Annotated in this window: 8 protein-coding genes; 1 reads left to right on the top strand and 7 read right to left on the bottom strand. The window is 56.1% G+C overall.

Going from position 1 to position 10,307, the window contains the following annotated elements; all coding sequences use genetic code 11:
* Positions 1-613 precede the first annotated feature (613 nt).
* The 3 genes from G7Y82_RS19050 to G7Y82_RS19040 all read right to left on the bottom strand — a co-directional run bounded on the left by G7Y82_RS19050 (position 614) and on the right by G7Y82_RS19040 (position 3,474).
* Positions 614-1,666, bottom strand: coding sequence for an ImmA/IrrE family metallo-endopeptidase (locus tag G7Y82_RS19050; RefSeq protein WP_206370881.1), 1,053 nt, complete (start codon positions 1,664-1,666; stop codon positions 614-616).
* Between the two features lie 83 nt (positions 1,667-1,749).
* The gene (locus tag G7Y82_RS19045) at positions 1,750-2,358 is read right to left on the bottom strand and encodes a hypothetical protein (protein WP_168149711.1); all 609 of its coding nucleotides are present in this window, start codon (positions 2,356-2,358) and stop codon (positions 1,750-1,752) included.
* A gap of 294 nt (positions 2,359-2,652) precedes the next feature.
* Positions 2,653-3,474: a DNA-binding protein gene (locus G7Y82_RS19040; RefSeq protein WP_168149710.1), complete on the bottom strand. Its 822-nt coding sequence runs from the start codon at positions 3,472-3,474 to the stop codon at positions 2,653-2,655.
* Between the two features lie 152 nt (positions 3,475-3,626).
* On the opposite strand from G7Y82_RS19040, the gene G7Y82_RS19035 reads away from it, so the two are divergent.
* Positions 3,627-4,679 (top strand): site-specific integrase, encoded by a 1,053-nt coding sequence (locus tag G7Y82_RS19035; protein ID WP_168149709.1) that lies wholly within the window; start codon positions 3,627-3,629, stop codon positions 4,677-4,679.
* Positions 4,680-4,753: 74 nt separating this feature from the next.
* Here the strand turns inward: G7Y82_RS19035 and G7Y82_RS19030 are convergent, their stop codons facing one another.
* The 4 genes from G7Y82_RS19030 to mblB all read right to left on the bottom strand — a co-directional run bounded on the left by G7Y82_RS19030 (position 4,754) and on the right by mblB (position 9,850).
* The gene (locus G7Y82_RS19030; protein ID WP_168149708.1) at positions 4,754-5,464 is read right to left on the bottom strand and encodes a hypothetical protein; all 711 of its coding nucleotides are present in this window, start codon (positions 5,462-5,464) and stop codon (positions 4,754-4,756) included.
* A gap of 56 nt (positions 5,465-5,520) precedes the next feature.
* On the bottom strand, positions 5,521-6,315 hold the full coding sequence (locus G7Y82_RS19025) for a hypothetical protein (RefSeq protein WP_168149707.1): 795 nt from the start codon (positions 6,313-6,315) through the stop codon (positions 5,521-5,523).
* Positions 6,316-6,410: 95 nt separating this feature from the next.
* Positions 6,411-8,705, bottom strand: a complete 2,295-nt coding sequence (cap2-3, locus tag G7Y82_RS19020; RefSeq protein WP_168149706.1) for an anti-phage 6A-MBL system cap2_3 protein — start codon at positions 8,703-8,705, stop codon at positions 6,411-6,413.
* A 5-nt stretch (positions 8,706-8,710) separates the two neighbouring features.
* Complete coding sequence (mblB, locus tag G7Y82_RS19015) at positions 8,711-9,850, bottom strand: anti-phage 6A-MBL system MBL-fold protein (protein WP_168149705.1); 1,140 nt, start codon at positions 9,848-9,850, stop codon at positions 8,711-8,713.
* Positions 9,851-10,307 lie beyond the last annotated feature (457 nt).

The raw sequence follows: 10,307 nt of genomic DNA, 5'->3' as shown, positions 1-10,307 counted from the left end.
GCTCGGGGTTCGAGGCTGATCCCGCAAGAGCTGTGCAAGCTGGATCTTGCTCGCGAGTGGATCTGTGAATGGTCCGGGCAGATCATCACGCGATTTACCGGGCCGGTGCCGTCGTCGGGCGGGTCGATGATTGCGGATGCGTTAGGGCACTGAGACGTTTACTTGTTCATGTCGGTTGAGCTTCGCGTGAAGCTCTTTTTGTCGATGACGTTTGGTGTCGGTGCGTTTTACTGCTTGGTTCCCTCCGTTTCGGGAATTTAGCGTGCTTCATGCGGGCAATCCATCGTTTTAATTGTTCATAATGTATATTATGTAAAGTTTTCCGACGAACGGTCATGATAATTAGTGACGACGACTCGTTAATTAAGACGTACGCTCGTTATTGATGACGCAAGCGGTTCGATTTTTTAGGGCTTCGTATGTCGCGCCCGTTTCTTGGCATCTTCTAACTGCAGCTGGACTGCGCTCAGTCGCCCCTCTGTACGTGCTGCCTGGCGAATGGCGTCATCCCGTTCCCGCTTCGATATGTCCCAATCACGCTGCAGCTGTTCGATCTGAGCTTGGGGTAATCGAGTCAAAAACCCAATAAGGGGGCTTTTCGCTCCAACCCTTGTCAGAGCTTGGTGTCCGCCTTGCGAGAGCCAAAAAGATCAACGACGTTTGAGCGGCGTTCAGGCCCCGGATTCAGCTCGCCAGCGACGACTTGATGTGGCATCAAACGCCTCAGCAGCGCTACCTGTACCCCCATCCTGTGTGCAACCGCTGCGGTATTTACGCCGAGCTGGTCTCGCATCATCTTGAGTCCCTCGCTTAGCACCTCTGGCTCTTCATAAGCGACCCGCGCGTCCTCGATTTCGCTCGTGGCTTGACCATGGCGTTTCAAGGTGATGTACCCCGAGCGCACCTGCTCCTCGGTGAAGTACCCCAGCTGATGTCCTCTAAACAGGATCGCAGCCTTGGAAACGCCCCAGCGAAGCTTGAGATCAACGATAGCCGGCCAGTTCAAACGCGTACCGCGCGTCGCAGCCCGGCACTCCATTCCGAATGTCGCCCGCGGCATCAACAGCGCACTGGCGAAGCGATTGGCTTGAGTCTCGGTCAGGCGATCGCCGGTAAGCACCCCGATATGGAGCGCGAAATGGCCAAGTTCGTGGGCAATACCGAAGCGCTCACGGCAGCTCGATCGCCCATCCGAATTTAGAACGATGACCGGACGTTTCGTGGCAAACGAGACCGCGTCGATTTCTGGCGCCAAGCCATCCAGACGCGTCACGACCGAACCGGCGTTTTCGGCAATGCGTGTGATGTTGCTTAAAGGCCCCATGCCGAGCTCGAACGTCGCCCGGAACACTTCCGCGCCGCGCTCAATGGCATCGTTAGAGCTGACCTCTGCGACGCCGACACGGTACGCCGGCAGCTCGATGTTTTCCTCGAGGATGCTGACAAGGCGCTTCAGCATCTCACCGCGTGCACGCCCGACCTGACGGAGCGCAACCTTGGTGGTCAGCTGCCGACGGAAGTGGCACTGCTCCTCTGTGATCGGCTCCAGGTCGACAGTGCGGAAGAACTCAGGCAGCACGAGCAGTGAATCGGAAAGCGCGGTTTCGAGCTGGGCCGTGACAGCTTCCGCCCCTGCCTCAACGCGGCTCAAGAATTGTTTGGACACCCCAACGCGCTCGCCCAGATCAGTGAGCGAGTACCCATGGAACAGCCGGATTAAGCGAAGGTTTGCGCCGAGAAAGGCGGCCGTCACGACTGCGGGGCGACGACATTGTCGTCGCCGTTTGCTGCATCGCGCCGCTTCGGAGCCAAGACTGGCTTGCCGACCGGAACCGCCGAGCTGAGTTTCTGATCGTTGACGGCATGTAGTGTACGAACGTTGCTGCTGATCCACCGGCTGACAAGCGTTCCGGCGCCGGTGTAGCCCAGCAACTCGACATGCGCATCAGTCACACCTTCGAGTCCCTTGTCGAGAACGAAACAAAAGCGGGTCGGCGCCAAGTCGTCTTCGAAGTCCAGAAACGGCAGCTGGTGCTGATTGGCGACCAGCACTGCATCTTTTTTCGGGTTATCCGGATCATCGTTGCTGTAGCGGCATGGGACGTGGCCAATCCCGAAGACGAGATCGTTTCCGGCCCCCTTGATGCTAAGCCACGAATATTTGAGGGACGCCGCTTCTTTCATGATGCGGCCGCGCTGGCGCCCGAAGGCGGTGCAACCGCGCGTATAGCTGCTGTCGGTGTCGCGAACTAGATCTTCTTGCGTAGCGTAGTACTCTTCAAGAAGCCAGGAGGCAATCAGATTCAGACGCTCGGCGCTCAGTTCGCGATGAAAAGTTGAAGGCAGCGGCAGGTCCATTTGTGCGAATTCCCCAAATCGTCAACCTGATTTTTGTGCAAATTTCTCAATTCGTCAACCCATGGTCAAAACAATTGACCAGAGAGACACAAAAAGCCCCCTTTTTGTGCGATTTCGCCAGAAGTGACTTTCCTTCAGTTCGTTAGTTAATTTCTATAAAATAAATAATTCAACAACTTAGAGTAACTCTTCGACAACCTTCGGAAGGGCGGTTCTTTGAAATCCTGCCCGTTTTGGGGGTTTGTCCACGAAGGCCCTCAAACGCGACATGCGCAAAAAGCCGCTGAAACGGGGTTAGCGGCGGACGCCCCGCTGCCTTTGCCGAATCGCGCTTCTATGCTGCAACGTGGTCCGCCGACCCAGCTCATCGAGCGCCGCTTTGATTCCGGTGAGCGGCACCGCTATGGCCTGAACCACGTCCTCACGCATAGTGCTGTGCTGCCGGACAATGTCGTTTCGCAGCTGTTCAATGCCTTCAGCCCAACGCGCGGGAATCGCTTTGATTTCCCCAGACAGGTTGGCTACATCATGTCGGAAGTCCGAGAGCACACCAGAAAGCGGCTTCATGTCACCCTCGATCCGCTGCAGGGTATCGGCTAGACGATCGATGAGATTGCGGTTCTCGAGAAGGGCCGCATCGTGGGAGAGCTGCGCCGCTTTTAGGTTCGCATCGGTTCGATCGGCGCGGGCGGTGGTTGCCTGAAGAAGCGAACTCAGACGCGCCAGCTCGGCATCCTTGTCCCGTATGCGATCTTCGGCATGCTGCCTTGCGCGCGTCGCGTCTTGAACGGTTCCCTCCATCTGCGCCAGCCTCGATTCAAGCTCGCCCGCTAACGTCTCTAGGGCCTCACGTTCCCGGCTGAGACGCTCTTCTGCAGCGCGCTGCGCCGCCAGCCAAAGTGTCTCGAGTTGCGGGGGTACTTCTCCGGACGAGGTGGATACCTCCAGTGCACCAGCCTGACGCCATTGATCGATGAACTTTTTGATCGTCGAAAAGCTGCCGCGTCCGAGCTTTTCTCGTACTGTCAGCGTCGTGACTTTGGCGCCGGCTTGCTGGAGCGATTGGGCGGCTGCGGCAACTTGGTCAAATGAAATCGGGGTGGCATCGGACGGCATTATGGGCTCCGAATAGTCATCCTGATATTACACTGTAAATGTTGTAAACATTGTGTAAATTACATGAAATTACAATGACCGATAATTGAACCTATCGGTCATTATGGAAGTAAGGCATGCTGTTAATACGATGATTTACGGCAGCTTCGGCGATGAATCCTGACCATCCTGACCATTCTGAGCACACGATAATCCCGGCTACGGACGCGACCGATCCGGTCGAAATCATTGCTTCTTCCTCCCCTGCGGTCATTGGTCCACGCCTCGCTGCGAGCATTCCGTTCTTCAACGGCTATGCGCCCAACACACGCCGGTCACTGATGGCCTGCTGGAGAATCTGGGCCGAGTTTGCGCTGCAGGAAGGCATTCCGATCTTCCCGCCGACGCTCCAGGACATCGAGCGATTTCTCTTGGTGAATATCGGCAAAGGCCGCAAGCGTGCCACGCTGGAGCAATACCTGTTCGCCATCGACCAGTTGTTTCAGTTCGCTGGTACTGACAACCCCATGAAGGCCAAAGATGGCCGGATGCTCTGGAAGCAACTCCAGAACGAGCACGGCCTCGACGAGGAGCAATCCAAGAAACAAGGGCTTTTGCTTGAAGATCTGGAGCGCATCTTGGCCGCGGCCGCCGGCGACGAGCCGAGCGCCATACGCGATCGCGCGCTTCTGGTGATTGCGTACGAGTCAATGACACGACGTTCCGAAGTGGCGTCTATGGTGCTGGAGAAGCTTGAACTGAAGAAGGACGGCTCTGGCGCGATCCGACTGGGCAAAACAAAGACCGATCAGAGTGGCAAGGGCGCGCGACTGCCTCTCACAGTCGAGGCCATGAAGCATCTACAGGCATGGCTGAAATTGGCCAATATCACGGAAGGCCCGATCTGGCGTGCGGTCCCTGCCCGTTGGGCCGGCAAACGTGCGTTGATCAAGCCCCTCGAGGGCCGTGACATTGCGCGCATTATCAAGCGCCGCGCGGCGCAGGCTGGGTTGAACCCAGCATTATTTGCAGGGCACAGCACCCGAATCGGTGCAGCCGAAGACCTAGTCGCGGACGGAGCAAGCGATGCCCAGGTCATGCAGGCTGGTCGATGGAAGTCGACAACAATGGTTGCGCGCTACACAAAGCATTTGCGTGATAGTGACAATGCCATGATGCGCTTCAGGGCAAAGCGTCGGGATGGAGAAAGCGAGGATCAGACCTGACGACTCTCGCGGCACTCAAAACAGGCCCCACGACGGAAGCCTCTATGCTCGTGTTTCAGCCATCCCTGTGACATTCATGACGGCTCGGACCAGAACTGAGCGCTGTAGTTGTTGAGATACCGGCCCGAGGCATCCAGCCTGACCTGAAACCGATCCGGAACCTTCGCGCCGTCGCCGCCTTCCCTGAAAAATTGCCGGAGTGAATGCAGTGCCTGCTGTCGCAGATGTTCCCAGGTGCGCGCCAATTTGTCCTGCTCGTCGCGCTGTTGCTGCGCGACGCTAGGCTTACGCTTAGGCGCCCGCTGAGGAAACCGGTAGTCGGGTGACAAGTCGACGTCGTACGCAAACGTGATGGACCCGCTCTGCCAGTTCCCATCCGTCGTTGGCCTCCAGCGGTAGCGCACCGCCACCCGGAGGCGCTTATCGAAATGATGAGGCGGCAAAATCAGATCGTCGATATAGAAGCGCTCGCGTTCGCGCAACTCCTTCTCAAGGAGATATTTCATCTGACGCACAGCGTCGGCGAGATTCTGGCCAGCGCGCTGCGCATCAAGCTCGGTCTCCGAGACCTTCTTCGACGACTTCGCCGCGCGGTATGCGCCGAGGTCGCTCTCGAAATGACGGAACTGCGCATACACAAAGTCGCCGCAACTCTCGAGACGCTGGTTGCGTAGGGCTAATGCATGCTGTTCCCGCATCGACTGCTCGATCAGCTTGTCGAGTTGGTGGATATCGATTGCCTGCAGAGCGTCCTGCTCGCTACGGGAAATATTGAGTGTTCCCATTACCATCACCTCTTTAAGACGCAACTCTCAAGAAAATCGGAACTGTGCACACGAGCTCAATCCTTACGCACTCTCGGGGCTCGAGGACTCCCGGCGGTTTTCTTCGGGACCTGCTCTAACGCTTCCCAAAGCCGCCGCGCATAGCTGAAGCCCGATTGCTTCACTGTTTGACCGGTAAAGTGCAAGGCCCACAAAAGCGCCATGGCAATGCTAATACTCAAGATAAATCCGGATGCCGGGCTAAGATGTGCACGCTGAAAATAGGGCTCATCGATGTTGAGTACGCCCGCATTGAAGAGCGTCATCAGGCCGGCGCCAATGGCGATCACGAAACCTACCCATCTCGATCCGTAGGCATTCCGGTTATATCCGTAGTGAACTAGCTCCTTGAATAAGAGATCGAACTTCTTCTTGTCGTTGGTCATCGGTCGGAGTGCATCTGCCGCTGCAGCATAGGCCTTGTCCGCAAGAAGCGGGTTGTCCTCTTCTTCGGCTCGGCTTGGCATCACGATGCCAAGCTTGGAGCTGGCCAACGTGTGATAACGAATCGTCGTTTGATCTGAAAGCTGGTCGTCTCGGTGGCGGAGTAAGATTGTAGAAGGCTGGGCGCTCCACTTCTTGTATAGCTTCTCCTGGGCGCGCTGCCCCCAAGTCCGGACAAAGTTGGCGAGTAGCGAAGGTCCGCCACAGGTCGCCAGTACGGATCCCAGCGTCACGAGCAATGGATTCTTCGGGCCAAAAGTTAACGCGAAATAAATGATGCCCGGCAAGAGCACCAATAGCCCGGGAAACAGGCGCGCCTTGAGTTCATATGGGTCTAGGAACTTCGTGAAAGCCTGTGACCAATTCATCGCGATTCTCCGTATTGCTTGACGGGCTCTCGAGCCGGCGCCCCTGGGCACCCATTCAATGGAATAGTGATTTGCAATCACGAGGATCGCTTGCCTCAAGATGTCGCGGCACCGCCATTAGTGTCGAGCATCTTGTTGGTTGAGTCCGCCAGAAGACCGCAATAGCCGCCAGGCGTCGAGATAAGCAGTGCATTTGGGTAGCTTGCGGCCTTGCCTATGTCGTTTGCGGATTTTCGATCCTTGCTCGACGGGCCGGAAGTTTGCAAGTGGTTATGCCATGTCCCAACGCAGCACATCTCGGAGTAGCTCTGCCTGTGCTTCTCGCGCAGCAGTTCTTGAAGCCCTTGTACTCCCAGCTCGAAATAGGTCGCGCTACGTTTGCTATCCGGCGGGGCGTCAATGACATCCACGACGTAGATTGCTCCAAGACTTTCGTTGAAGCGCCCCCACAGCACGCCGCCGGTCTCGGTGTGCGGATGTCGGGCGATTTCTATTTCAATTTTCTGGTGCGCTGCTTCCGAGAGGTGAAGTCGCCACATGTCGGTGCCGTTGGTTTCAAGGTCGACACGGTGAAATGCTGGAACTTTAATTCGTCGAGCTTCATAGCGCAGACCGTCGGATGAACGTTTAGCAAGCAAGATCGCTCCAGAATCCGGCAGCCCTTGAGAATAAAAGCGCCCCAGTTCCTCGCTTACATGCGCCGCATGCACCGAAATTGTCGCGTCCGATACCTGCATCGTTTCAGATCCGCAACCTGTCCCGGTACGGATAAGCTCAAGCCTCGCTTTACCCGACAAGGTGAGTTTCGCGACCTCGGCATCGTCGATGAAACTGGCTAGCTTAATGGTATCGACCTCATCGAGATTGGGGTTTCTCTCCGGCCCCTCAACGCAAAATGCGGCCACTCTGCCGGATGCGTAGAGTGCCGCGTCGGCTACGCGTGTATGTGGATTATCCCAACTCGTCAGCAGGTGCCGAACTGGCGTCGAGGCAGTGGTATTGAGAATCAGCCATTTTGACGCAGCGCGAAGCTCCTCTTCAGAAGCTTTAGTCAGCATGGACTCCTGAATCGTATTGGCTTTTCCGGTCGTTGACGCACTCAGTAATTCAAGTGCCTTGGCCATTGAGTAGGCCTTAAATTCCGGAAACAGCGGTGCGTCGTTTTTTGTCGACGGAGGCAAGAGCGCGTGCCTTGCATAGTTGTGCGGAAGTAACGCCTCACCATCCAGCACCAACGCTGGCGCCAAACCGCAGCGCGCCATATGCAAGCCAATTTTCGAACCGAGGCTGCCGCCCCCAAGCAATACCCAGGGCTGCGCTACGGTCTCTGCTGGCAACTGATTGAAGGTGCGAAGGACTCTGGTGTTGAGCTCATCAATAACTGCAGCGATCCTCACCGATCCGACCCCCTTCCCGGGAATCATCTCGACCACGTACCCAAAGGTTTCAATCGCCGAAGTAGTACCCGCCACCACACGCGGCCGTTCTACATGGATCAGTAAGGATATCGGGATCGGCCACCAGACTGTCTGAGTCTTGAATTTTGGCGCTAACCGCTCAATACCCTCAATCACGCTCTGCACAGCATTTTCACAGTGCCAACGTCTTGCCGATCGCAGCAAAGATGCTACGTCTTTGACGTCGTCAGGCATGTATTCGCTGCAAACGAATGAACTCCCATCTGGGAGTGGTTTCGAGCGAATGATGGCTGAGACGGACCTTCCCGCGTACATAGGGGAAAAGGAGCGCTGTGCATACTTGCTCCACGTCTGCGCGGTTAGATCTCCATCATCGCTCAGCGCGGTAATTCGATAGACGCCAGTAACGTTCTTCGATCGAAAGCTGCTATATGCTGTCGATCGATAAGCAATGTCCTGCTTCTTTTTGGGCAGCCGTTGAAGACTGAGCGTATCGCCGATGATTAGATCGTCGATGGTGTCGCGCCGCGCAGGCTCCCAGGTATCCGGGTCGTCGTTCAGGCTATCGCTGGCCGCACCCTGCAACCAGTTGCTCAATTGAACCAACAACCCCGGGACGCCGGCAGTCCGAAAAAGATTCTCGATCGACCCCTGCACCAGACACGGCCTGGGGCTGCCATCGCCCTTAATCGGTAATAGGTGCGCGACGTTCTTCGGGAAGTCAGCCCTGAGTTCGAATTGCGGAACCCGATCGGGGTAGCCGATCGGGAACGAGACTGTTACCGGTTCCACTGCGAGAATGCCGGTGGGGGTTTGGCCCTCCAGAGTCCAGAGGGACGACATTTCGACGCGAAGCCCGAATGTCGCCCTCCACTCGCCGGATTCCAACTGCTGTGCGGAATTAATCCAACGATCAAACTGACGGTGCGCCGAAATGTCAGTCAGCGCACGTTGAACCGCAGATACACGCACCAGCTTTAACCGTGACCGATCGCGCCGCTGCCGATTAGGCCAGCTGCAGCGTCTTTTCTGGCAAAGCTACTAGCCGATGCCTTCGAACGAATCACAGGGCCGTGAGACTTGATATCGAATTCGAACGGTTCACCGCAGAAGTCCGATGTTTCATGGAACCGCTTGTCCGCGATTTTCTCGTACTCCTCCTTAGCACGGTGGCTCGGCGGATCGTCGTCGTCATCCAGGATTTCCTTGCAGCTCGCCACAATGCGGCCGACGTCACGGATCTGCGACAGCGCCGACTTTGCGGGCTCGCTGACCTTCGCTTTGTCGCCTAAGTCCGAGATGCTGTCGTGCGACAGCGTGTGCCAAGAACAATGATGTGGGGCAAGCAGAATGTCGTATTTCAGTACATCCGTTGCATTTTTGTGCTTCTCCCAGAGCCGGTCCCAAATCGATACGTCCGCGTCGCCACCAGTCAGGAAGCGGCAGGCATCTGCATTAACGCCCTCGCCGATCTTGAATTGCACAATGATGCTGGAGTTATTCTTCGAGCGCATTTCTTCTTCGTCTTCGGAGCCCTTGGGCACCGGCGCAAGGAGATAGCCCTCAAAGTTACTTTGTGCAATGCCGGCGATTTTGCTGAAGCGCGTATCGCACTTCACGACGATCGCTTCGATGCCCCGCTGTTTGTTGTCCTCGTCTTCGCCAAGAACCAGGATGCGATCACCGTCAGAGACTGCTCCGCCGGCATTGCGGTACTTCTTGACGCGGCGCCTCGCCTCCGTGTTGAACGTGATGGCATCGGGGCAAAGGGTCTCGTGGCGCAACTTGCGGCGGAAAATTAGCGGCGACGACCAGAGCTCTTTAATGAAGATCTTTTCGCTTTTTTCCGGATAGTCAGCAGCCGGCCCGCAGTAAAAATTCGCTTGAAATCCGCGGCAGTGATCTTGATCGGGATGGCTGAGCATGAAGACGTCGACGTAATAACGGCCTTTGTCGTCTTTCTTCAAGCGCTCTTTAAGCTGCTTCACTACGTCGGGCGGCGGGTCTTCCCCCGTAACGTCACGGATATTGCAGTCAATGAGGACCGTCTTCTCATTCGAGGTGGTGACCAGCGTCATATCGCCGTTATCAACCGGAAAAAAGCTTAAGCGTGTCATATCTGCATCTCCCTGATGTGCCACGAGTCAAGCGATCACGGAATAGCCCATTTTGTGCCGCAGCGCCCCTCGTATCACTACATGTTGGGGGCTCAGCCAGATTATTCAAGAGGGTTGTCGGAATAATTCAGGCTATCTGAACTATGGCGTTTGAGAAAATCGAGAAAGTTTTAATAAACAACGGAAAATCATGAGATTTTTATATTTTCCGAGCCGTCTCTGGCCTTGTGGATTGCTCGAGATCAAAAAAAGCCCTCAGGTTGAGCCGAGGGCTAGTTCAGGTTGGGCCAGACGAGCGTCTGGGTGGGTGAATCCACAGACCTATAATACTGTGCGATTGAACAGTACTTCAACACACGCCGACGACCGCACCACATCTCCCTGATGCGCCACCTTGGCGGCAACCTTTTAACCAGCCACGTCCGAGCTAGTAGTAGTCAAACGGATCTGCGCGTCT

This window comes from Solimonas marina (genome assembly GCF_012241385.1).
GTDB classification, from domain to species: domain Bacteria; phylum Pseudomonadota; class Gammaproteobacteria; order Nevskiales; family Nevskiaceae; genus Solimonas; species Solimonas marina.
This window is presented reverse-complemented; position numbering and strand designations above follow the sequence as displayed.

Excerpts from the sequence above, each read along its gene's own strand:
- G7Y82_RS19035 (WP_168149709.1), top strand. The coding sequence starts at position 3,627 with ATGAATCCTGACCATCCTGACCATTCTGAGCACACGATAATCCCGGCT.
- G7Y82_RS19025 (WP_168149707.1), bottom strand. The coding sequence starts at position 6,315 with ATGAATTGGTCACAGGCTTTCACGAAGTTCCTAGACCCATATGAACTC.
- mblB (WP_168149705.1), bottom strand. The coding sequence starts at position 9,850 with ATGACACGCTTAAGCTTTTTTCCGGTTGATAACGGCGATATGACGCTG.
- G7Y82_RS19040 (WP_168149710.1), bottom strand. The coding sequence starts at position 3,474 with ATGCCGTCCGATGCCACCCCGATTTCATTTGACCAAGTTGCCGCAGCC.
- G7Y82_RS19030 (WP_168149708.1), bottom strand. The coding sequence starts at position 5,464 with ATGGGAACACTCAATATTTCCCGTAGCGAGCAGGACGCTCTGCAGGCA.
- G7Y82_RS19045 (WP_168149711.1), bottom strand. The coding sequence starts at position 2,358 with ATGGACCTGCCGCTGCCTTCAACTTTTCATCGCGAACTGAGCGCCGAG.